The organism is Zymobacter sp. IVIA_12111.31 C1, from assembly GCF_047495495.1.
GTDB lineage: Bacteria > Pseudomonadota > Gammaproteobacteria > Pseudomonadales > Halomonadaceae > Zymobacter.
The window spans coordinates 644,395-666,966 of the sequence record NZ_CP179930.1; the positions used below are offsets into that span (position 1 = coordinate 644,395).

Below are 22,572 nucleotides of genomic sequence, written 5' to 3' on the forward strand. Positions count from 1 at the left end.
GTGCTCTGTCCTTAGTGGATGTTTTATGTATAGGAATCGGGAGAGAGGGGTTGCAATCCCGATGTAAGGCGGTTAGTATACGCACCACTTCGATGTCGCAAGACATTGAACGGAGAGGTGTCCGAGTGGTCGAAGGAGCACGCCTGGAAAGTGTGTAAGTCGAAAGGCTTCGAGGGTTCGAATCCCTCCCTCTCCGCCACTAATTTAATGAAAAAGCCGCTAGGTTCGCCTAGCGGCTTTTTCTGTTTTTATCTACTCTCCTTCCTATCCATATCTGTTGTTGTCACCTTCCTTCTGTCATCGCGAAGCGGCCGTTTAGTCGACATGGCGCAATCGCATCTCTTTCACATATGTCTGTTCCTTCTCATCCTCATCCTTTATAGGCTGTCACCGTACCCTTGCCTGCACGCTGTGAGGCTTCTGTGCCGGCAAGCGTGGGGCAGCTACCAGAACGTCAATTGCATAGGGGCATGTCATGGCTCGATCACTTTCGTTCACTCATAAGAAGCTGCGCGGCATACCACGTCGTCTGCGGGCGATTAGTCGCTGGGCCGCATCCTTCGAAGGGTATTTCCCCACCCTGACGGATGAGGACTACGCACACGGCTATTGGAGCATCAAGATCCCCGTTGCGAGTGCGCTAGTCGAGGGCAAACAGACGTCTTCCGTCCTGCAAGCCTACTGTGCACAGGAAATGATCGCGGCGTGTGCTCACTTAATCGCTGCCAAGCCTGCGGCATTGTCCGAGTGCCGAGTCACCTGCTGCATCGTTCTGCCCAGTATGTTTGCCAGCGAGCTGTGCATCTATACGAGTGAAGACTATTTTCAGGCTCACACGGGACCGGGTGAGAACCACTTTGGGCAACGATCCTTTATCGAACATCAGCGACTCAGCGATGAGTGGGCGCTGGCGTTGCCATCAGGTATGGAAGAGCAGGGCCTATTGTTCGCCAGTGATGACTATCGCTGTGAGCGGTGGTACTTCGGTGAGTTGGCGGCGCATGCCGAGTAACCTCAACACAGCACCGATAAGGGAAGGGGCCTCGCATGACGCTGCAGCGCTCACGATTGCAACTGCCATGGCGCTGATCCTTTTGGCTCCGAATTGCGTCGTTGTACTGAAAGATGAAGAGTACTGAACGATGAAGAAGATCGTCTGGCGGGTTAGCTTTTCACGCGCTAGTGAAGGCATCTGGGCGAAGAAAGGTGTCAGCGCTAGACCTTCCGTGGTCATGCAGCGCTGACAAAACGGTGCATCTTTAAGAGAGATGCGGAAAGAGGAAGAGAGTAGTGTCGTTAGGTCGCTGGCCTCATGTGAGACAGCAAGGCCTGTCTGTCCCAGCCACCGCCTAGCGATTTGTAGAGTGTGATTAGATTGAGCTGCTGACGCAGCGACATCTGGATCTGCGCTTGCTTTGCCTCGCGCCATGCCGTGCGGGCACTCATCATGTCGATGCGGCTATCGCGTCCAGACTGAAAGCGCTGGTCGGCAAGCCGTGCGCTTCTGTGTTGAGCCTCGGCCTTGCGCTGGGCGGCCTCGGATTCCTTCTGTAGGGTGGCTTTGGCACTCAGGCTGTCCGCCACTTCTCGGAATGCGCCTTGAATTGCTTTCTCATACTCTGCCACAGCCATCTCTTTTTCGACCTTGGCGACCTCCAAGTTGGCCTGATGAGCACCAAAATCGAACAGCGGCAGCGTCACGCTCGGCGAAAACGACCAGCCGCGAACCGAATCGTTGAACAGATGGGCCAGATCGTTGCTTGCGCGGCCGTATGATCCCGTCAATGCAATGCGGGGGAAGAAGGCGGCGCGTGCAGCGCCGATGGAGGCATTGGCGGCCATCAGGCGGTCTTCGGCGGCGACGATGTCCGGGCGGCGTGTCAGTAGGTCTGCAGGCAGTCCTGCCGGAACGTCACCGATGACTTGTTCAATGGGGGCTATCGCAGCACTAGGAATGTCGGAGGGAAGCTCGGGAACGCCGAGTAGCTGCAGCAAGGCGTGTTCGTCCTGTGCTCGCTGTTGCTCGTAGCGGGCAACGGCCGCGATGGCATCCTGTTCCGCAGAAAGGCTTTGTTGATAGGCACGCTCATCGTCGAGTCCCTCAGCAGAACGCTTGCGCGCCAGCGTCGTGGTTTGCTGTTGATCCTGCAGTGACTCGCGGGCCAATGCGAGCAGTCGCTCGTCGGCTCTCAGCGATAGGTCCGTGGTGGCGACGGCAGCCGTCAAGCTCAGCTGAGCCGCATGGCGCGAGGCCACGGACGAGAAATAGTCTGCAAGCGCTGCTTCCTTAAGGCTGTGTACGCGACCGAACAGGTCCAGCTCATATCCTGAAATCGCCAAGCCATACGTTGCCGTGTCCGACGAGGACTCGGGGCGAATGTGCTCTTGGCTGATCTCGGCGTTCAATGCCGGCCACTGCTCTGCAAGGCGAATACGGTACTGGCCTTGCAGACGTTCTGACGTTAGTGCGGCAAGGCGCAAGTCCCGATTGTTGGCGAGCGCCAGCGTCATCAGTTTGCGTAACCGTTCGTCTGTATAGAAGAGAGCACCATCTTCCAGCACGGCAGTGGAAGCCGTTGCTGATGTGTCCTGAGTGGGATAGCGGGCTGCAATGGGCGCGGTCGGACGTTCGTAATCGGGCGCCAATGAGCAGCCTGCCAGAGCACAGAGGGTTAATAGACAGCTGGTACGATATAGCATGTTGTTCATATAACGCCCGTTATATTCAAAGGATAATCATTCATCTACCATTGCCTTGCATTTATTTTTCATGACAATAAGTCGGTACGATTACAATAAGGTAATGATCACCAGTGACGAATAACGAATATCCTCGTATGGAAATGAAAGAGGAAATATCTTGTCGGTACCCACCGTGCTTATGACTGCACTTGCCGCAGTGTAGCCCCGTCCGTTGCCTATCTGCGGGCTGCAAGCATGTGCTTTCCCGAAAACAGATCATTCCTTTCTTAAATAATGCATGGCATTAAATTGTTTAATTGAAATGCATAACATCATTTTCTATGATGAAGCCCGGTCGACGATAAAAGTAAGGCTTGGTGTTGATAATAAATATGAGCTGAAATTGGAAGCGATATTCTCATTTTGGAATCAAGGGAATATTGACGGACTATCAAGATATCATGAAGAGAACGGGTCTATGAGTCAGCGCAGAGTGTTGATCGTCGAAGACGATTTTGATGGCGCCGAGGTATTAGGTGCCTATCTGAAGCGAGATGGTTTTCAGACGCGCCACGTTGCCGATGGGTACCAAGCCTTGGAGCAGCATGCACAGTGGCGCCCCGATCTGGTGCTGCTGGATATCATGCTGCCCGGTCTGAGCGGTAATGATGTCATGGCCGCGATCCGCCAGCATTCGACGACGCCCGTCATCATGGTCACGGCGGTCGGCAGCGAGTCGAACCGCATCAACTCCTTGCTGTACGGGGCCGACGACTATGTGGTCAAGCCCTACAATCCCGGTGAGGTTGTCGCGCGTGTCCACGCGGTCTTGCGGCGCTGGAGTGGCAGCGCACAGGACCGCCGTCAGTGTTTGCGGCACGGCAATTTGGTGGTCGATGTTGAAGCCGCGCAGGCATCCATTGACGTCGACGGGGCCTGTCAGCCGATCGACCTGACGCGTACGGAGTTCAGCATGCTGGCCATGCTGATGGCACGGCCTACACGTATGTTTTCGCGTGCTGAGCTGCTAGAGCGCTGCTTGCCTGAAAGCGATGCGCTGGAACGCGTGGTTGATGTGCATATCTACAATCTGCGCCGCAAGCTGGAACAGGTGAACGTGCAGGATGTCCTGCTGACTGTGCGCGGGCTGGGTTATCGTTTCAGCAACGTCTCGTGAGAGTGCGCGCCCCATGATCGGATTCCTTCGTAAACGCAGAGTGCGTCCCGGTGCGCCGCTCTGGCGCTGGATCGGCGTGCGCATGATCGCGCTGGCGATGTCGGCCATCCTGTTCGTCTGTGGTGGAATGTGGCTGCGGTTTGCTTGGTGGGAAGGGCACCTGCGGGCCAAGATTCCTGCGCCCGTGCGTCAAGAGCTGGATATGCTTGAAGCGCAGCCTCGAGGAGACCGCCAGCGTCTGCTGCAGATCTACGGGGAATACATGTACGGGGAATACTTCACCAACGAGTCTGAAAACAAGGATCTGCTGTTCTTCGGCGGCTTCATCGTGCTGTCGATTCCGCTGATCCTTGTTGGTGGGGCATGGATGTCACTGCGCCTGTCGCGCCAGCTCAGTGCTGTGGCCATTTCGGCCGATCAGATCGCCCAAGGCGATTTCACTTCCCGTGCTGCACTGGCCCAGCACTCGCCCGAGGCGCTGCGCAGCTTAACGGACGACTTCAACCGTATGGCCGAACGTCTAGAGCGGCGCGAGCGCGAGCTGCAAGCCTCCAGTGCGGCTACAGCGCATGAGCTGCGAACTCCGCTGACGGCCGCCAAGGGACGTCTGCAGGGTATGCTGGACGGTGTCTTCGAGCCTACTACACAGAATTTCCAGCTGATCATGCGTCAGTTGGACCAGCTGAACCACCTCATCAATGACCTGTATCTGCTCTCGCTGATCTCGGCGGAACAGCTGGCACTGTCACCGAGCGATTTTGCCGTGCGGTCGCTGTTGGAAGAGCGCATGGCCTGGGCGGCTCCGCGACTGCGAGAGCTGGGCATGCAGGCTCAGGTCGAGGCGGATGATGCGTTACAGCTGCGAGCGGATCGGGATCGACTCGGCCAAGTAGTGTCTATCCTGCTCGACAATGCCATGCGCTACGCGGCCTCGGGGGGCTGGGTCATACTTCAGGCACGGTTGCAGGAGGGTGGTGTGCTTATTGCCGTCGATGATGGCGGTCCCGGTTTTGCTCCCGAGCATCTGGCGCGTGCATGCGACCGGTTCTGGCGAGCGGAAAGTTCGCGTTCGCGGCATGCGGGAGGCAGTGGGCTGGGGCTGGCCGTAGCGGCCGCGATTGTGCAGGCCCACGGGGGGCATCTGACCGTCCATAACCGTGATGGTGGTGGTGCTTCTCTTCGTATCGTCCTGCCCCGTTAAGAGAATCCGTCTTTTCTTCATCGAATATTGATCCTTTCTTAGGCCCCCCTTGCCAAGACGTTGGTGTACTGCTTCTCCTCTACATTCCTTGCGAGGAGCAGTACGAATGACTACACGCCGCTTCAAGGCCCCTCTGCGTGCCGTGCTGTCCGTCATGGGACTGGCATGTGCATGCGTTTCTCACGCCAGTCAGACCCAAGAAAACGTGCCCGAGACATCGCGCAGCCTGTGGGGAGATAAGACCACCGTTGCCGTTGGCTTAGGCACTATCGTTAGCCCTCGCTATATGGGCTCTCAGCAGACGCATGCGCTGCTGCTGCCAACCCTCAGTCTTTCTCGCGGTATCTTTTTCGCTGATTCGACGCGTGGTATCGGTGCCGAATACATGAATGACAGCGGTTTCTATATCAGCAGCGCTTTGGCCTATGACCCTGGTCGCAAAGATCATGACAGCTCATGGCGAGCCGGTTCAGATCGTCTGCGCGGCATGGGCGATGTGACGGGTGCCACTACCGCCGATTTGTTGCTCTCTCAGGCCATCACTCCATGGCTGGCTGTCAGCGGCGAAGCCGAATTCCGTGTGGCAGGTTATCAGCGCGGTAACCGCTATCGGTTTGGGTTAGAAAGCACGCTGTTCAACAGTTCGACCGATACGGTGACACTTGGTGTCAACGCCCACATGGGGGATGGCCGCTATAACCGCACCTATTTCGGGGTAAGCGAGCAGCAGGAACGTACCTCGCGCTTCGAGCGCTTCGATGCTAAGTCCGGCATCTACGCTTACTCCACCTCTTTGGACTGGCAGCACAGCTTTAACGCCCACTGGACCCTGCTGATGGGGGCCAATCTGATGGCATTCAGCGATCGCGCTCGTCACAGCCCTATCGTGGAAAGCGGCACCGGCGCTGCCGGGTTCGCCATGCTGGATTACACGTTCTAAGACATGCGGTGGCTAACGATGATCTCCTATGGGAAATGTGGACGGCATGCGTGGTGGGCAATGGCGCTGGTGATAGTGCTTGGTGCACAGGAGAAGGTGTGGGCGGAAGAGCAGCCTGTATCGCCTTCTGCCCAGCGCGTAGAAACTCAGCATGCACAGGCGCGCACGATGGCTCGGCGGGTGACAGCTTCTGGGCGCTGGGTGGCGCGAGAAGAGGTCACGGTGATGGCACCGCTGGACAGCGTGCGTGTACGTGAAGTGCTGGCCGATGTCGGTATGCGAGTGCAGCAAGGGCAGGTGCTTGCACGCCTCGAACGTAATGCCTTGTCCGCGCAGCTTGAACAGTCCCAGCAGGGCATACAGCGTAGTCGTGCTGAACGGGTGCATGCTCAGTCGCATATGAAGGAAACGGCATCGGCACTTGACCGCGCTCGTCGCTTGCAGCCTGACGGAGCGATCAGCACACAGGAACTGGAAGCGGCCACTGCTGCCTACGCCAGTGCTCAGGCAGAATATGAGCAGGCACAGGCCGCGGTGAAGCAGATGCGCGCCCAAACGGAAGCGGCCCGTATCCAGCTAGCGCATGCCGAAGTACGAGCTCCTGTTGCGGGGCTGATCGTCCAGCGGCAGGTACAGACCGGTGCACTGGTCAATGCGCAGACCCCTTTGTTTACCCTGGTGCGTGACGGTGAGCTTGAGTTCAGTGCGCAGGTGCCGGCCTCCGTGCTGTCGGACATTTCTGTCGGAATGCCCGCTCAGCTGACCCTGTCATCACGTCACCTGCCTGGGCAGGTCAGACAGGTCGCGGCGGCTGTGGATAGCGATACCGGGTATGGCGATGTACGCATCACGGCAACTGATGGTGCGCTGTCACGTCTGCGGGCGGGTACGACAGGCAGCGTTCAACTGTCATTGGATGAGCACCAAGCACTGGCGCTGGATGCGCGTGCACTGCGTTACGGCAATGACGGTCGCTCTACCTATGTATTCGTTGTTGGTGCGGATCAGCGCGTCAAGCGCGTGGATGTGAGCACAGGTGGGCGCGATGGCGAATGGGTTGAAATCAGTCACGGCGTGACGCCTCAGGATACGGTCGTGTTGGCCGGTGCCGCTTTGTTGTCGGAAGGGGAAAGGGTCGAAGGCGTGCCCCTTGCCACTCATACCACCACGAGCGTGCAGCCATGAAACAAGGACTATCTTCTTGGGCGATTCGTCACCCGATCCCTACCGTCGTGTTGTTCTGCGTACTGACGCTGGCCGGTGTTATGGCTTTCCTGCGCTTGCCCGTGAATGCCAACCCGCCGGTTGCCTTTCCGCTGGTCAGCGTTGCCGTCGTACAGCCCGGTGCCGCACCTTCTGAAATTGAATCGGAGATAACCCGTCGCGTCGAAAATGCGTTGACTGGGCTGTCTGGTGTGCGTCATATCGAGTCGACCGCCAAGGCCTCTGAAAGTGACACCACCGTTGAATTTCAGTTGGGAACAGACCCCGATCGTGCGGTCAGTGATGTGCGTGCCGCTATCGGAGAGATCCGCGGTGAACTGCCTCAGAACATACCCGAGCCGGTCATTCAGCGCGTGGATGTCGAAGGCGGGGCCATGCTGCAGTACGTACTAGACGCTCCGGGGCAATCTTCTGCCGCGCTATCATGGTATGTGGATGATACCGTTCGCCGAGAGCTTTTAGCCGTACCGGGTGTCCAGCGCGTCACTCGCTTTGGCGGCGCCACGCAGGAACTGCGTATCGAACCGGACCCCGCTGTGCTGGCGCAGTATGGCATGAGCATCGAAACGCTGAATGCTCAGCTGCGTGATACTTATGTCAACGTGCCTGGCGGTCATCTGGAAACGTCTGTCCAACGCCACACGATTCGCGTACAGGGGCGGCAGGCGCGGCCCGATACGCTAGGAACCTTACCTATTGCGATGCCTGGTGGGCGCTGGTTGCCGTTGGGCGAACTGGCGCACATCCGAGAGACCGTTACCGAACCCTCTGGTTTTGCTCAGTTCAACGGCGAGCCTGCGGTAGGGTTCTCCATCTGGCGAGGAAAAGGCTACAGCGATACCCAAGTCGCCGAGCGTGTCGCCGAACGACTGCAAGCGCTGCAGGCTCAGCAGCCGGGCATTGCCATGCATGAAGTGACCTCGACGGTGGCCTATACCAGCGCCAGCTACAGCACTGCCATGCATACGCTTGTAGAAGGGGCCGTCCTGACGATCTTGGTGGTCTTCTTGTTCCTGCGTGACTGGCGTGCAACGGCGATAGCTGCCATTGCCTTGCCGCTGTCGATTCTGCCGGTGTTTCTTGCCATGCTGTGGCTGAACTTCACGCTCAACAGCATCACGATGCTGGCACTGACGCTGGTCATCGGCATTCTTGTCGACGACGCCATCGTCGAGATCGAAAACATAGATCGCCATATCCACATGGGAGAACGGCCCTACCGCGCAGCGTTGCATGCCGCGGATGGCATCTCACTGGCCGTACTGGCCACGACACTGACGATCGTGGCGGTCTTCGCACCGGTAGGGTTCGTGCCCGGTGTCATCGGCCAGTATTTCCGCCAGTTTGGCTTAACCTCGGCCATAGCGGTGCTGTGCTCGCTGCTGGTGGCACGTTTTCTGACGCCGTTACTGGCCGCTTACTTCATGCGTGCGGTGCCTGCGTCCACGGTATCCGCGCATGAGGATGAATCACCGAAAAGCGGGCTGATGCGGCGCTATGTCAGCATGCTGGATCTCGCCTTACGGCACCCGTGGAAAACGCTGGCCGCTGCCACGGCACTCTTTGTAGTGTCGATATGGGTAGGGGGTACTTTGCCAAGCGGCTTCCTTCCAGCTAATGACGCGAGCCTGTCCCAGCTGCGCGTCACGCTATCGCCCGGCAGCTCCGGTGCACAGGCTCAGCAGCTGACGCAGCGCATCACCGATATCCTTCGTGCGCATCCGGCAGTCAAGCATGTGCTGGCCATTGCCGAATCACCTGATGAAGCCAGCTTCAGCATCACACTGTTGCCGCGTGATGAGCGCCAGCTTTCGCGCAAAGCGTTTGAGTACGATATCCGCAGCCGACTGGCCGCTGTACCGGATACGCGTTTCCAGTTCCTAGTGGAAGGCAATAGCGAAGTTTCAATCATGCTGGTAGGGCGCGATGCAGCGGCATTGGAAGCCGCAGCCCGCCGCGTGGCCAATGACATGCGCCGGCTACCACAGCTGGCGAACGTGCAGATCAGTCTGGCGCCTGTACGACCGGAACTGCAGGTACGCCCCCGCCCCGACGATGCTGCACGTCTAGGGGTCAGTACCACCGCTATTGGTGACGTGCTGCGTACGGCAACGGCGGGTGAGCAGGATGCTCAGTCAGCGCACTACAATATGCAGGAGCGTCAGATACCGCTGCGTGTCCGCTTGTCCGAACGCGATCGCTCCGATCTGGATGTGCTGGGCAGTCTGCGTATTTCAAGCCTGACGCATGAGAAGGGCGTACCGCTGTCCGCCGTTGCTGATATCCAGTACGGTGAAGGCCAGGCACGTATCGATCGCCATGACCGCCAGCGTCGCATCAGTATCGAAGCCAATTTGCAGTCAGCATCACTGGGCGAAGCTCTGGATGCTGCACAGGCGTTGCCGACATTGCAGCACCTGCCCGAAGGTGTGCAGCAAGTGACGTACGGCGATGCTGAGTATATGGATGAAATGTTCGAAAACTTCTCGCTGACGATGGTGGCCAGCATTCTGACCATGTACGCGATTCTGGTGCTGCTGTTTCGCAGTTTCCTGCAGCCGCTCACGATCCTCTTCACGCTACCGCTGTCCTTGGTTGGCGCCATTGTGGCTCTGTGGCTCATTGGGGCCGCATTGGATCTACCGGCCATCATCGGTCTGCTGATGCTGATGGGGATCGTGACCAAGAATGCGATTCTGCTGGTCGATTTCACGATAGAAGGGCTTCGTGATGGGCGTTCGCTGCACGATGCGCTTAAGCATGCCGGTATGATGCGTGCTCGCCCTATTGTGATGACGACAGTGGCGATGGTGGCAGGGATGGTGCCCGCAGCGTTGGGATTTGGCGCTGATTCAGGCTTCAGAATCCCGATGGCAACGGCTGTCATTGGCGGTTTGGTCACCTCCACGCTGCTGAGTCTGGTCTGTGTGCCGGTCGTCTTTGCGCGCATGGAAGCCATACGTGTGTGGCTCGGCCCGCGTCTGGCTCGACTGACGACGGTAGAACCCGACGACCTAGTAGAAGAAGGGAGCAAATAGCGCTAGTGCGATGGCAATGCCCCATTGCCTGATAAACCGTTAACTTATGGCGCCTTTTCTTCATTGGGCGCCATTTCCTTTTCTGGACGTGCTGCATGACGCATCTTGCGATAGGGTGAAAAAGCCCTTGCCAACCCGGGGTGATCTCTGTAAGGTACGCCCTCGCTGCCAGGGCAAACGCCGGGTGGCACGGAAGCTAACCTCTTGTAGGTCTTCGCTTTTTCTTGAAGGTGTTTCAGTTGAGATGGTTGTGTGATCTCCTGAAACGATCGCTAAATCGGCGGTTGACAAATTCTTCAGAAAATGTAGAATGTGCTTCCACTTGCTGAGCAGCAAACGTCGCTCGCAAGACGCTCTTTAACAAGATGATCAGGCAATTTGTGTGGGTGCTTGAGGTTTTCGAAGTGAATCATCATTTCGAGCATCAAGTAACTCATCGATTCAATGAGTTGTTTCGATACTCGAGCCGGATTGGTCACCTAATGACCAATGAAAGATTTAAACTGAAGAGTTTGATCATGGCTCAGATTGAACGCTGGCGGCAGGCCTAACACATGCAAGTCGAGCGGCAGCACGGGAAGCTTGCTTCCTGGTGGCGAGCGGCGGACGGGTGAGTAATGCATGGGAATCTGCCCGATAGTGGGGGATAACGTGTGGAAACGCACGCTAATACCGCATACGTCCTACGGGAGAAAGGAGGGGATCTTCGGACCTTTCGCTATCGGATGAGCCCATGTTGGATTAGCTAGTTGGTGAGGTAATGGCTCACCAAGGCAACGATCCATAGCTGGTCTGAGAGGATGATCAGCCACACTGGGACTGAGACACGGCCCAGACTCCTACGGGAGGCAGCAGTGGGGAATATTGGACAATGGGCGAAAGCCTGATCCAGCCATGCCGCGTGTGTGAAGAAGGCCTTAGGGTTGTAAAGCACTTTCAGTGGGGAAGAAAGCCTGAGGCCTAATACGTTTCAGGAAGGACATCACCCACAGAAGAAGCACCGGCTAACTCCGTGCCAGCAGCCGCGGTAATACGGAGGGTGCGAGCGTTAATCGGAATTACTGGGCGTAAAGGGCGCGTAGGCGGTCTGTTAAGCCAGATGTGAAAGCCCCGGGCTTAACCTGGGAACAGCATTTGGAACTGGCAGACTTGAGTGCAGGAGAGGAAGGTAGAATTCCAGGTGTAGCGGTGAAATGCGTAGAGATCTGGAGGAATACCAGTGGCGAAGGCGGCCTTCTGGACTGACACTGACGCTGAGGCGCGAAAGCGTGGGTAGCAAACAGGATTAGATACCCTGGTAGTCCACGCCGTAAACGATGTCAACTAGCCGTTGGATCCCTTGAGGATTTAGTGGCGCAGCTAACGCACTAAGTTGACCGCCTGGGGAGTACGGTCGCAAGACTAAAACTCAAATGAATTGACGGGGGCCCGCACAAGCGGTGGAGCATGTGGTTTAATTCGATGCAACGCGAAGAACCTTACCTACTCTTGACATCCAGAGAACTTTCCAGAGATGGATTGGTGCCTTCGGGAACTCTGAGACAGGTGCTGCATGGCTGTCGTCAGCTCGTGTTGTGAAATGTTGGGTTAAGTCCCGTAACGAGCGCAACCCCTATCCTTATTTGCCAGCGATTCGGTCGGGAACTCTAAGGAGACTGCCGGTGACAAACCGGAGGAAGGTGGGGACGACGTCAAGTCATCATGGCCCTTACGAGTAGGGCTACACACGTGCTACAATGGCGAGTACAGAGGGTTGCGAAGCGGCGACGTGAAGCTAATCCCAGAAAGCTCGCCTCAGTCCGGATCGGAGTCTGCAACTCGACTCCGTGAAGTCGGAATCGCTAGTAATCGCGAATCAGAATGTCGCGGTGAATACGTTCCCGGGCCTTGTACACACCGCCCGTCACACCATGGGAGTGGATTGCACCAGAAGTGGCTAGTTTAACCTTCGGGAAAACGGTTACCACGGTGTGGTTCATGACTGGGGTGAAGTCGTAACAAGGTAGCCGTAGGGGAACCTGCGGCTGGATCACCTCCTTAAACGTAAAATGATCACCTCGTGATCTCAAGTGTCCACAACAAATTGCCTGATCGTAGTAGAGCGAAGTACTGCAGGGGATATTCCCTGGCCGTGCGCAAGCAGTTGCCGGGTCTGTAGCTCAGTTGGTTAGAGCGCACCCCTGATAAGGGTGAGGTCGGCAGTTCGAGTCTGCCCAGACCCACCATTATTATATGGGGCCATAGCTCAGCTGGGAGAGCGCCTGCCTTGCACGCAGGAGGTCAGGAGTTCGATCCTCCTTGGCTCCACCATCTGACTGTCTTGATGGCCGGTTCTCCAGTACTTAGTTTAGTGATCTAGCTTCTAGTCACGAACCAATCTTCATCGCGTTATGATTGATTATTAGATGTCTTAATAGTCAACGATACAGCGTGTGATGAATGTTGTTTCCTGACTGCAAGCTTCTTGCTCGCAGTATTGCTCTTTAACAATGTAAATCATGCTGATGCCAAGTCCAATGGAACGCGATCAGATTTTACTTCCTCGGAAGCATTATCCGATAGGCCGTGACATTGGCAAATGAGATACGTCTCAAGCGTATCCGGCGAAAATTGTTTTCGTTTGAATCGTGATCTATGACTCTTTCGGGTTATATGGTCAAGCGATTAAGCGCACACGGTGGATGCCTAGGCAGCCAGAGGCGATGAAAGACGTGATAGCCTGCGATAAGCATCGGGGAGGTGGCAAATGACCTTTGATCCGGTGATCTCTGAATGGGGAAACCCACCCGTCATAAGACGGGTATCCTTACCTGAATACATAGGGTATGGAGGCAAACCGGGAGAACTGAAACATCTAAGTACCCCGAGGAAAAGAAATCAACCGAGATTCCCCCAGTAGCGGCGAGCGACCGGGGACTAGCCCTTAAGTCTTAGTTGTATTAGCGGAAGTGTTTGGAAATGCACGCCATAGTGGGTGATAGCCCCGTACGCGAAAATGCAATTAAGGTGAAATCGAGTAGGTCGGAGCACGTGAAACTTTGACTGAACATGGGGGGACCATCCTCCAAGGCTAAATACTCCTGGCTGACCGATAGTGAACTAGTACCGTGAGGGAAAGGCGAAAAGAACCCCAGTGAGGGGAGTGAAATAGATCCTGAAACCGTGTGCGTACAAGCAGTGGGAGCAGACTTGTTCTGTGACTGCGTACCTTTTGTATAATGGGTCAGCGACTTATTCTCAGTAGCGAGCTTAACCGTATAGGGGAGGCGTAGGGAAACCGAGTCTTAAATGGGCGACATAGTTGCTGGGAATAGACCCGAAACCGGGCGATCTATCCATGAGCAGGTTGAAGGTTGAGTAACATCAACTGGAGGACCGAACCGGGATCTGTTGAAAAAGATTCGGATGACTTGTGGATCGGAGTGAAAGGCTAATCAAGCTCGGAGATAGCTGGTTCTCCTCGAAAGCTATTTAGGTAGCGCCTCATGTATCACCGCCGGGGGTAGAGCACTGTTTCGGCTAGGGGGTCATCCCGACTTACCAACCCGAGGCAAACTCCGAATACCGGTGAGTGCAGCATGGGAGACACACGGCGGGTGCTAACGTCCGTCGTGAAAAGGGAAACAACCCAGACCGTCAGCTAAGGTCCCAAAATCTTGGTTAAGTGGGAAACGATGTGGGAAGGCTCAGACAGCTAGGAGGTTGGCTTAGAAGCAGCCACCCTTTAAAGAAAGCGTAATAGCTCACTAGTCGAGTCGGCCTGCGCGGAAGATGTAACGGGGCTCAAACCAAGTACCGAAGCTACGGGTTCAACACTTAAGTGTTGAGCGGTAGAGGAGCGTTGTGTAAGCCTGCGAAGGTGTGCTGTAAGGCATGCTGGAGGTATCACAAGTGCGAATGCTGACATGAGTAACGATAAAGGGAGTGAAAACCTCCCTCGCCGGAAGACCAAGGTTTTCTGTTCGACGTTAATCGGAGCAGAGTGAGTCGGCCCCTAAGGCGAGGCCGAAAGGCGTAGTCGATGGGAAACAGGTTAATATTCCTGTACCAGACAGTACTGCGATGGGGTGACGGAGAAGGCTAGGTGAGCCAGGCGACGGTTGTCCTGGTGAAAGTATGTAGGCTGAGCAAGTAGGCAAATCCGCTTGCTTAAGGTCGAGATACGAGACGAACTGATTCCTCGGACTCAGGAAGTCATTGATGCCACGCTTCCAGGAAAAACCTCTAAGCTTCAGGTACTGTGTGACCGTACCCCAAACCGACACAGGTGGTCAGGTAGAGAATACCAAGGCGCTTGAGAGAACTCGGGTGAAGGAACTAGGCAAAATGGCACCGTAACTTCGGGAGAAGGTGCGCCGGCGTAAGGTGAAGAGACTCGCTCTCAGAGCCCCAACCGGTCGAAGATACCAGGTGGCTGCAACTGTTTATTAAAAACACAGCACTCTGCTAACGCGTGAGCGGACGTATAGGGTGTGACGCCTGCCCGGTGCCGGAAGGTTAATTGATGGTGTTAGGACTCGTCCGAAGCTCCTGATCGAAGCCCCGGTAAACGGCGGCCGTAACTATAACGGTCCTAAGGTAGCGAAATTCCTTGTCGGGTAAGTTCCGACCTGCACGAATGGCGTAATGATGGCCACACTGTCTCCACCCGAGACTCAGTGAAATTGAAATCGCTGTGAAGATGCAGTGTTCCCGCGGCTAGACGGAAAGACCCCGTGAACCTTTACTATAGCTTCACACTGGATGCTGATGTTGTCTGTGTAGGATAGCTGGGAGGCTTTGAAACTGTGACGCCAGTTGCAGTGGAGCCAACCTTGAAATACCAGCCTGACATCATTGGCGTTCTAACTTGCTACCGTTATCCGGTAGAAGGACAGTGTGTGGTGGGTAGTTTGACTGGGGCGGTCTCCTCCCAAAGAGTAACGGAGGAGCACGAAGGTACCCTCAGTACGGTTGGAAACCGTGCAGTGAGTGCAAGAGCATAAGGGTGCTTGACTGCGAGACAGACACGTCGAGCAGGTACGAAAGTAGGTTCTAGTGATCCGGTGGTTCTGTATGGAAGGGCCATCGCTCAACGGATAAAAGGTACTCCGGGGATAACAGGCTGATACCGCCCAAGAGTTCACATCGACGGCGGTGTTTGGCACCTCGATGTCGGCTCATCACATCCTGGGGCTGAAGTCGGTCCCAAGGGTATGGCTGTTCGCCATTTAAAGTGGTACGCGAGCTGGGTTTAGAACGTCGTGAGACAGTTCGGTCCCTATCTGCCGTGGGCGTTGGAAGTTTGAGAAGAGCTGCTCCTAGTACGAGAGGACCGGAGTGGACGAACCTCTGGTGTTCCGGTTGTCACGCCAGTGGCATTGCCGGGTAGCTATGTTCGGACGGGATAACCGCTGAAAGCATCTAAGCGGGAAGCCCCCTTCAAGATGAGACTTCCCTGGGGCCTTGAGCCCCCTAAAGGACCCTCGAAGACTACGAGGTTGATAGGCACGGTGTGGAAGCGCAGTCAATGCGTTGAGCTAACGTGTACTAATGGTCCGTGAGGCTTGACCATATAACCCCAAAGGGTTATAGACACGATCCGAAAATAACGGATACGCGACGAGACGATCTCGGCCCAGCATGATTTACAGATTTAGGTAGCGGTGCCTTAGGCATCGAGACCGAACCGAATACGCTTGACGACCATAGCGAGCGGGTACCACCTGATCCCATGCCGAACTCAGAAGTGAAACCGCTCAGCGCCGATGGTAGTGTGGGGCTTCCCCATGTGAGAGTAGGTCATCGTCAAGCATCTCTACTGAATACCCCCGGCCAGCAATGGTCGGGGGTATTTGCTTTGAGGGGTAGGGTAGGCAAGCGCAGGCCGAAGGCAAATAACGGCCGTGCCAGCCCCTAGATCCTGAGCCGTCACTCAACAGCGGCAGATGAGCAAAGAGAAAAAAAGAAGAAGGGCAGCGTAACCGCGAAGCTCCTGCCACCAAGACGACAGATGCGTCAGTAGTACATTGTTCTTCCCCCCCCCCCCCAGCGCTGTCTGCCGATCGCCCATCTATCAATACAGTCAAACACTAGATGCCGTTATAAAAACACCCCCGATGATGGCCTGAGCCGCAGATCATCGGGGTGTTGTGTTATCGACGAGGCGTCAATGCTCTAGCGTCTAGCAGTAGCGAGCGTACTCTGGCGTCCAGAAGTGCGTCTCACTGCGTTCCTTCAGGTGAGCGCTATCACGGCCTTCCGTTACGCCATCTTCAACGGCTTGCTGAGCGACCGCCTCGGCGATGCGCAGGCTGACCTCTTTTATCTCCTTCAAAGAACCACGCTACTGCTGTACGGTCTTTTTTTGATGGATCCGACTTGGAACGCCTTAACACCTAATCGTATTCTCTCCTCTCTCTTTAAAGCGTGTTTCATAACCTCAATACCCATGTCATTGAGGGGTCTCAAGCCACAATATTGCGGTAGAAACCGTCTATTTTAGAAACGGTAAAAGCAATCACTCAGGTTATGAAACAGCCTCTTATGGCGAATGGGCTCATTCAGAGCTTGCCGCATTAGGGTATGCCACCTTCGTTGTCTCCTAGGATTTGGTGATGTAGGCATGTCTGCAAGTAAGGCATCTGCTGCAAAGAACCTGATCCATTAGAAACTCGGGCATCGGGCAAAAATGCCTTGGGTTGTAGCACTACATTTACAGAGCTCCGATTTTATTTACTCTTGTTTCTGTATTACCAAGATAATAAGTCTATGAGCTTCTTTCAGAGAGAATATGTACCATTTACTTTTCTTTATGGACACCGCTTTAATAATGTTTTCTCGTTGCATTGTTCTTTTTATGCCTTTACGTAAAATATCTAAATATCACGACTAATATGGTTAATGTGTTAATTATTGGTGTCATTTCATTTTTATCGACGTATCTACTTTGAGTTTTTCTATCTTCTATTAATTATTTTTAGTTAGTCGATTACTTTTATTTTTAATTTCTTGTTGTATTTATTGATTATTTAATTTTACAATTTTTATTGTTTTTAATTTCTCTTTTTTAATAAATTACGTTTATGGTCTATCTAAACATTGGGTGTTTGGGAGAATAAGGTATACTTGCTGTCACTAGTGATACGGCGATTAGGGTTGGCATATGGATACTCAGTGGGATGTGGTTGTTATCGGAGCGGGTGCCTCTGGAATGATGTGTGCCGCTACAGCAGGCTATCGTGGCAAGAAAGTGCTGTTGCTCGATCATGCTAACCGGCCCGGCAAAAAAATTCTGATGTCAGGTGGTGGGCGTTGTAATTTTACCAACCTTAATGCTACCCCGGATGATTATCGCTCCCATGATCCCCATTTCTGCATTTCAGCTCTGAAGCGTTATACGCCTTATGATTTTCTCGAACTCGTGGAGCGTCATGACATTGATCATGTTGAAAAAGCGCCTGGGCAACTCTTCTGCCGTGACTCGGCAAAGCCCATCGTTGAGATGTTGACCACGGAGTGTGAGTGGGCTGGTGTTGCTTTGCAGTGTAGCGTGGGTGTTGATGCTGTAGCGCGTGATGGAGAGGGCTTCTGCCTTAAAACTACAGAAGGACAGTTGCGCACGACAAAGCTAGTTATCGCAACGGGTGGCTACTCTATCCCTACCCTTGGGGCAACGGGCTTTGGTTTTGAGCTTGCACGTCAGTTCGGGCTAAAGGTGTGGGATACCCGCCCGGCTCTGGTGCCTTTTACATTGACATCACTGTGGAAAGAGCGCTTTGCCGCTTTGGCAGGTCTAGCCACTCTCGTGGATGTCCAATGTGGTGATGCGATAGTTCGAGGCGATGTTCTTCTGACTCATCGTGGGATTTCAGGTCCTGCTGTATTGGATATCTCCGGTGATTGGGTACCAGGGCAGGCTCTGAAGATTAACTGGTGGCCGGATAGTATTCTCTATGATGATCTGATTGAGTGGCGAGAAACGTCGCCTAGAAAGTCAGTGGTGACGATGCTATCCGAACGTTTGCCTAAGCGTTTAGCTCAGGCGCTTGTCCACTGGTTTTGTGAGAAAGATACGATACTGGCGGAATGCAGTAATGCTTATTTAAAGCAACTTAGTAGTGCTATTCAAGAATGTGAGTTGAAACCGGCGGGTACGGAAGGGTGGCGTACGGCGGAAGTGACATTAGGGGGAATTGATACCCGTTTAATCTCATCTAAAGATATGGGTGTTAAAACCATTCCCAATCTTTATTTTATAGGTGAAGTTCTCGATGTCACTGGGCGGTTAGGCGGGTTTAATTTTCAGTGGGCGTGGGCTTCTGGGGTGGCATGTGGGCAGGCCATATAATTGCTACATATGATGAAAGAGGGCTGTAAAATAGGCATTTTTACAGCCTTACTGCTAAAAAATAATGGCTTATACATAATCATAAAAGGTGTGTAATCTATGTTTTAGTTTTATACAGACCAACGTCATCTGTTTTATTATTATATATGTGCCTTTAATTTTTATTTCGAAAATATATTTTTATACGACTATGAGCTGATTTTTTAATTGACGAGTGGATTTATTGTGGTCGGAATGAAAATTATAATTTATGAATTAATTATTTCATGAACATAATGTCATTGTTTTTTTATTTGTGAAGATTCTGTTTTGTTTCCATTAAATGAAAAATATATGTAATATTTGAAGATGATGCTTGCATCACTATAATCCTCCCTCACAATACTGCGTTGCCAGTTGCCAGTTGCCAGTTGCCAGTTGCCAGTTGCCAGTTGCCAGTTGCCAGTTGCCAGTTGCCAGTTGCCAGTTGCCAGTTGCCAGTTGCCAGTTGCCAGTTGCCAGTTGCCAGTTGCCAGTTGCCAGTTGCCAGTTGCCAGTTGCCAGTTGCCAGTTGCCAGTTGCCAGTTGCCAGTTGCCAGTTGCCAGTTGCCAGTTGCCAGTTGCCAGTTGCCAGTTGCCAGTTGCCAGTTGCCAGTTGCCAGTTGCCAGTTCTTGTACATTTTTTCTGTGAAGAATTCGATAACGGGGAATCGTTGCAAGAATATGGCACCTGGTACCTATCTACGTTCCTTTTTGGAAAAATAAAATAGAGCGCTTGAATATTGGCGGCTATACGTTTACTGGCCCGTGAATTTTCAATCTTGAAGAACCTACTTTTTTTTGCGAAAAAAGCAGGAAGAGCACATTATGATTTGATGCAGGCCGATACAGCTACAATCATTGTCATTGCTGCTTAATAAGAATAGTTAAGAGTTTGGCACATAGCCTTACCGTTTAATGAATAGTGGTAACTGTTTGTTATTTTGGGGATAATGTGATAAAAATTAAGGTGAATATATTCAAGCGTGATTTTTTATAGATAACAAGGCATCGTTTTGATTACTGTAATATAATAATGGAAGATGAACCATGATATGTAGAATCATAAAATTAGGTGGTGAAAAGCATGATGGATGTAATGGACTCTGGGTTTATATCCTTTTATAGGGATGCTGGATTTGGTCCTATCAATGATACTGTCTGTGTTCCAGAGGCTGCGATACGATATTATGAGTACCGTTTACCTCGTAAACTAATAGAGTATTGGCGGTATTGGGGGTGGGCTGGTTTTGCCGATGGGTTATTCTGGCTTGTTAATCCGGCTGAATATGAGGAAGTCGTAGCCTTGTGGTTAGCAGGTTCTCCCTTTGAATACCGTGATCGCTACCATGTTATTGCGCGGTCGGCATTCGGTGAGCTTTTTCTGTGGGGGGAAAAAACAGCGGACAGTCTGACAATTCAAACTTTGTTTGGGCAGATATTCCCTGCTGATCGTAGTGATGATATTGGCTGTGGAAGTTCGCAGAATATGAATGTCCTGGTTCAGGAGTTCATGGCCACTCTATGCCGTTCCAATCTCGATATTCTTGACATTGATAATCAACCATTGTTCATGCCCCTGCGTGAGCGTTTGGGTTCTCTCCGTTCCGATGAAATGTATGGTCGTGCCCCTGCCTTTATTGAATGCGCCCCTTACCGCATTGAGCACTTCGCCCGCGTCCATGCCATCGCCCATATGACGCACTTAGCCAAAGTTGGCGAGCGTCATATCATGCAAGATATGGGAGCTGTGTTAAAGCAATCCTATCTTGAAAACCTTATGTAGAACCTGAATAGACAGATAGCTAATCAGCTTTTATATATCCTAAGTTACACATGACTGAATAGGGCGACGGGCACTATTGATAAAATACGTCTTAGATATGCTATTGTGTTTTTTTACCACTACTGCAGTATGATGTGCCGTCATACATAATATGATTTTGATATTTTTTGTTTGATAATGTGCAACCGGTTTTTTGTACACTTGTTATAGTATATAAATATAGGTACTAATTTTGGCCTGCTAGGTGATGATTATATTGAGCAGTAATATCACATAGAGACTCCAGAAATTAGCTAACACGGCAATAGGCTGACAAGAAGCTTTTGGGTAAAGTGGGGGATCGGTGAGCCCGTAAAAATGCTTCTGGCTGAGAGGGAATTAAATCATGCATTCATTGAATAGAGCATGATGCCTCTGAATTTTAATGATATTTATGGTGTCTAGGTTGTTCTGAGAAGATAGGCTTTTGCGAAGAGCGTATTGGCTCGCCATTGCTTTCGTATGACACGAGGATGGTGGCACGCTTGGTTCATACTTCTTCTAAAAGTGTAATGGAGGGCGACTATTATAGCTATCCAAGTATCGAGCCTATTTTCAGAGGATGATGAATTACAGGTAGTGATTGTTATTTCCCAGCTGGGCAATAAATGAGCTATCGAGAAGCAGGCCTTAGCGCGTTGACCGATATAAAAAATGAATACACCACTTTCCCTAAAATAGCATTCAACCTTTATCCTATTGGAAATGTAATTTTCATTTTTTAATATAATATACTTGTTGCAATAATAATTTACTTTTTATAGGGTAATGTTTTCTTATTTCTTATTTCTTATTTCTTATTTCTTATTTCTTATTTCTTATTTCTTATTTCTTATTTCTTATTTCTTATTTCTTATTGCGGGAAAATTTTTGAATGGAATTCATTCATCCTTGCATAACGTACTGCTCGCGGGATAAGAAAGGCGCTTTCATGGGAAAGCGCCTTTTGTCAGACAAACTGCTGATGGCTATCGGTTGCGCAGGCGATTGAGCATGCCATGTGCGTTGCGGCCAACGGCATAGAGTGCAACCACTCGTTTCCCTAAGCGAAGTAGCTTGCTGGGGGAGCGGCGCAGTTGGCGTGCAAGCAGCAAACCGCCCACTACCAGTAGTGGTTTCTTCCACGCGGCCAGCTGAGCCATGCGCTGGTCGAAGCCTGCCGTTGCGCCGTACCACTGCTGCGTTGCGCGAGCAAACTGTTGGCGTTCTAATGCGATGCGCCGCTCTAGTTGTTCACGCTGCTGCTTCAGCGAGCAGCGCTTTACAGTAGAGGCGTGGTGGCTCATTCGTCTCGCTCCTCACGCATGCGCTTGCCCATTTGCTGGGTGTTGATGTGCTGATTGATCTGTTCGGTATCTTCCGTCAGCCGCTGTAGTGTGGAGCGCAGCAGCGTTGGTTTTCGCGCTATCGACAGGGCGCGCCATCCCAGCAGCACTGCCAGTAACAGCAGCACACCCGCGGAGATGGCGATGGCTTCGAGGCGATAGGGCGTATCCCAGAAATAGACCGTGATCAGTAGCATCAGCATGCCAATGCCAAAGGCCGCCAGTAGCAGGGCTACAAAGACCATGATCAGCAATGAGAACAGGCGAGCACGCTCTTCCTGTAACTCGACGACGGCTAGCCGGAGGCGAGTCGTGCCGGATTTCAACAAGAGCGTGACCAGTTCACGCGCTGCTGAAAAGGCGCGTGCAGCGGGCCCCTGTCGTCGATCGCTCATCAGCGTCGTCCTGCAATCACACCAATAACCAGACCTACGGCTGCGCCGATACCGATGCTGGTCCATGGGTTCTTGTGGACGAATTCATCTGCACAGGCAACGGAGTCGCGTCCTTTGTCACGCAGCTGTTCGCCTGCGTTGGCCAAGTAGTCCTTGGTATTGGCGACAAGGTGCTGGGCACGTTCACGCAGTGCGCTGACTTTTTCGTCGGCATCTTCGCTGCTGTTGCTGACGAATTCTTCGACGGTGCTGGACAGCTCGTTCAGCCGTTCCTTCAGTTCGTCGTAGCTCAGATCTGCCGTTTTGTCTTGAAAGTCATCCTGTTGACGAGACATTGCCTATCCTCCTGATGGGAAAGTGTCATCTCCCAGCATAGACAAGAAATGATCGACATGTAAGGTGCGGGATGAAGGAGAGA

At 52.9% G+C, this 22,572-nt stretch carries 14 protein-coding genes, 3 tRNA genes and 3 rRNA genes; 14 read left to right on the top strand and 6 right to left on the bottom strand.

All coding sequences use genetic code 11. From position 1 onward, the window contains the following. Nucleotides 1-111 precede the first annotated feature (111 nt). Together ACMHYW_RS02905 and ACMHYW_RS02910 are read left to right on the top strand one after the other, a co-directional pair. Nucleotides 112-199 (top strand) — tRNA-Ser (locus ACMHYW_RS02905). 276 nt (nucleotides 200-475) lie between these two features. After that, complete coding sequence (locus ACMHYW_RS02910) at nucleotides 476-1,012, top strand: DUF3916 domain-containing protein (RefSeq protein ID WP_414500811.1); 537 nt, start codon at nucleotides 476-478, stop codon at nucleotides 1,010-1,012. A gap of 284 nt (nucleotides 1,013-1,296) precedes the next feature. Here the strand turns inward: ACMHYW_RS02910 and ACMHYW_RS02915 are convergent, their stop codons facing one another. After that, nucleotides 1,297-2,709 (bottom strand): efflux transporter outer membrane subunit, encoded by a 1,413-nt coding sequence (locus tag ACMHYW_RS02915; RefSeq protein WP_414500812.1) that lies wholly within the window; start codon nucleotides 2,707-2,709, stop codon nucleotides 1,297-1,299. Nucleotides 2,710-3,160: 451 nt separating this feature from the next. Between ACMHYW_RS02915 and ACMHYW_RS02920 the strand changes: the two genes are divergently transcribed. The 10 genes from ACMHYW_RS02920 (at nucleotide 3,161) to rrf (ending at nucleotide 16,055) form a co-directional block, all read left to right on the top strand. Next, nucleotides 3,161-3,859 (top strand): response regulator, encoded by a 699-nt coding sequence (locus tag ACMHYW_RS02920; protein WP_414500813.1) that lies wholly within the window; start codon nucleotides 3,161-3,163, stop codon nucleotides 3,857-3,859. Nucleotides 3,860-3,872: 13 nt separating this feature from the next. Continuing rightward, complete coding sequence (locus ACMHYW_RS02925; protein WP_414500814.1) at nucleotides 3,873-5,060, top strand: ATP-binding protein; 1,188 nt, start codon at nucleotides 3,873-3,875, stop codon at nucleotides 5,058-5,060. Between the two features lie 106 nt (nucleotides 5,061-5,166). Further along, a complete protein-coding gene (locus tag ACMHYW_RS02930; RefSeq protein ID WP_414500815.1) occupies nucleotides 5,167-6,000 on the top strand; it encodes a MipA/OmpV family protein in 834 nt (277 codons plus the stop codon). Nucleotides 6,001-6,060: 60 nt separating this feature from the next. Then, a complete protein-coding gene (locus ACMHYW_RS02935) occupies nucleotides 6,061-7,185 on the top strand; it encodes an efflux RND transporter periplasmic adaptor subunit (RefSeq protein ID WP_414500816.1) in 1,125 nt (374 codons plus the stop codon). Continuing rightward, a complete protein-coding gene (locus ACMHYW_RS02940) occupies nucleotides 7,182-10,262 on the top strand; it encodes an efflux RND transporter permease subunit (protein WP_414500817.1) in 3,081 nt (1,026 codons plus the stop codon). Before ACMHYW_RS02935 ends, ACMHYW_RS02940 begins: the two co-directional genes overlap by 4 nt. Before the next feature lie 500 nt (nucleotides 10,263-10,762). After that, a 16S ribosomal RNA gene (locus ACMHYW_RS02945) occupies nucleotides 10,763-12,302 on the top strand. 108 nt (nucleotides 12,303-12,410) lie between these two features. Continuing rightward, nucleotides 12,411-12,487 (top strand) — tRNA-Ile (locus tag ACMHYW_RS02950). Between the two features lie 9 nt (nucleotides 12,488-12,496). Then, nucleotides 12,497-12,572, top strand: a tRNA-Ala gene (locus ACMHYW_RS02955). A 344-nt stretch (nucleotides 12,573-12,916) separates the two neighbouring features. Beyond that, nucleotides 12,917-15,816: ribosomal RNA gene (locus ACMHYW_RS02960) — 23S ribosomal RNA — on the top strand. Nucleotides 15,817-15,939: 123 nt separating this feature from the next. After that, nucleotides 15,940-16,055: ribosomal RNA gene (rrf, locus tag ACMHYW_RS02965) — 5S ribosomal RNA — on the top strand. Together the 16S, 23S and 5S rRNA genes with 2 tRNA genes alongside form the textbook arrangement of a ribosomal RNA operon. 370 nt (nucleotides 16,056-16,425) lie before the next feature. Here the strand turns inward: rrf and ACMHYW_RS02970 are convergent. Then, nucleotides 16,426-16,578, bottom strand: a complete 153-nt coding sequence (locus tag ACMHYW_RS02970) for a hypothetical protein (protein ID WP_414500818.1) — start codon at nucleotides 16,576-16,578, stop codon at nucleotides 16,426-16,428. A gap of 828 nt (nucleotides 16,579-17,406) precedes the next feature. On the opposite strand from ACMHYW_RS02970, the gene ACMHYW_RS02975 reads away from it, so the two are divergent. Further along, a complete protein-coding gene (locus ACMHYW_RS02975) occupies nucleotides 17,407-18,591 on the top strand; it encodes an NAD(P)/FAD-dependent oxidoreductase (protein WP_414500819.1) in 1,185 nt (394 codons plus the stop codon). Between the two features lie 278 nt (nucleotides 18,592-18,869). Here ACMHYW_RS02975 and ACMHYW_RS02980 read toward each other — a convergent pair whose 3' ends face one another. Further along, a complete protein-coding gene (locus tag ACMHYW_RS02980; RefSeq protein WP_414500820.1) occupies nucleotides 18,870-19,289 on the bottom strand; it encodes a hypothetical protein in 420 nt (139 codons plus the stop codon). Nucleotides 19,290-19,696: 407 nt separating this feature from the next. Between ACMHYW_RS02980 and ACMHYW_RS02985 the strand changes: the two genes are divergently transcribed. Continuing rightward, the gene (locus tag ACMHYW_RS02985) at nucleotides 19,697-20,395 is read left to right on the top strand and encodes a GAD-like domain-containing protein (protein WP_414500821.1); all 699 of its coding nucleotides are present in this window, start codon (nucleotides 19,697-19,699) and stop codon (nucleotides 20,393-20,395) included. A gap of 1,007 nt (nucleotides 20,396-21,402) precedes the next feature. Here the strand turns inward: ACMHYW_RS02985 and ACMHYW_RS02990 are convergent. Genes ACMHYW_RS02990 through ACMHYW_RS03000 form a run of 3 tightly spaced genes read right to left on the bottom strand, consistent with a single transcriptional unit; the run spans nucleotide 21,403 to nucleotide 22,489 of the window. Continuing rightward, complete coding sequence (locus tag ACMHYW_RS02990) at nucleotides 21,403-21,720, bottom strand: YqjK family protein (protein ID WP_414500822.1); 318 nt, start codon at nucleotides 21,718-21,720, stop codon at nucleotides 21,403-21,405. Further along, entirely contained in the window at nucleotides 21,717-22,154 is a 438-nt protein-coding gene (locus ACMHYW_RS02995; RefSeq protein WP_414500823.1) for a phage holin family protein, read from the bottom strand. Before ACMHYW_RS02995 ends, ACMHYW_RS02990 begins: the two co-directional genes overlap by 4 nt. Next, a complete protein-coding gene (locus ACMHYW_RS03000; RefSeq protein WP_027705505.1) occupies nucleotides 22,154-22,489 on the bottom strand; it encodes a DUF883 family protein in 336 nt (111 codons plus the stop codon). Before ACMHYW_RS03000 ends, ACMHYW_RS02995 begins: the two co-directional genes overlap by 1 nt. Nucleotides 22,490-22,572: the final 83 nt, after the last annotated feature.